Below are 815 nucleotides of genomic sequence, written 5' to 3'. Positions count from 1 at the left end.
TCCCAGCGTTTGCGATCCGTTCGACAATGCTGCGCCGGCGGGTGCGCGTGAGCGATTCGGCCAGCTCATCCTCGCCACGCCGCACCTGATCTGGATGCTTCTGACCAAGCGCATCGGGAACGCGTCCGCGATGTTGGGCGCGATGTTCCCTGACGGCACCCCTGACAACGTGTGGCTCGGCGCGACGATCGTCAATCAGACTGAAGCCGACCGGGATATTGAGAAGCTGATCGACGCGCCCGTTGACACACGCTTCCTCTCGATGGAACCTTTGCTCGGTCACGTCAGCCTGTACGACTGGATTGGCCCTTGGGGTAAGCCGAATGAACTGCAGGCTCCGCCGATGATCGACGGCATCTTCGTTGGCGGTGAGAGCGGCCGCGGCGCGCGCCCAATGCATCCATCGTGGGCGAGATCCTTGCGCGACCAGTGTGCCGCCGCCGGCGTTGCCTATCACTTCAAGCAATGGGGAGAATGGGCGCCGGGTAATTTATCTGCTGGTAGCGATTTGATCGAGCGCGACCGATCGAGAATCAAGAGCGGCTTTTTCGACTACAACGACCACTGGAATCCCCAAGGCCCGAACCCGTTCCGCCAGACAATGGACCGGATCGGTAAAAAAGCCGCTGGGCGGATGCTTGATGGCCGCATCCACGATGATTTTCCCCGGATTTCCCCTCTTCTATTGTCCGCCTCTGAATAAAGAACCTTTTCTGGATGTAAATCAGGCTTCTCGCGTCTCTAATGTCCAACGATAATCCAGGATAGATATTGGAACGCGGGATTCCGGGAAATGTACGAACAGCTCTACCCAT

The 815-nt window shown here is 58.3% G+C and carries 1 protein-coding gene; it reads left to right on the top strand.

The window, feature by feature from the left end; genetic code table 11:
- A partial coding sequence (locus tag AABE10_RS36245; protein WP_342937845.1) for a DUF5131 family protein occupies window positions 1-703 on the top strand: 703 nt, incomplete at its 5' end.
- Between the last annotated feature and the right edge of the window lie 112 nt (window positions 704-815).

Source organism: Paraburkholderia diazotrophica, from assembly GCF_038900755.1.
GTDB classification, from domain to species: domain Bacteria; phylum Pseudomonadota; class Gammaproteobacteria; order Burkholderiales; family Burkholderiaceae; genus Paraburkholderia; species Paraburkholderia diazotrophica_A.
Note: the sequence above shows the minus strand (reverse complement) of the source record. Positions and strands in the feature narration are given on the sequence as shown.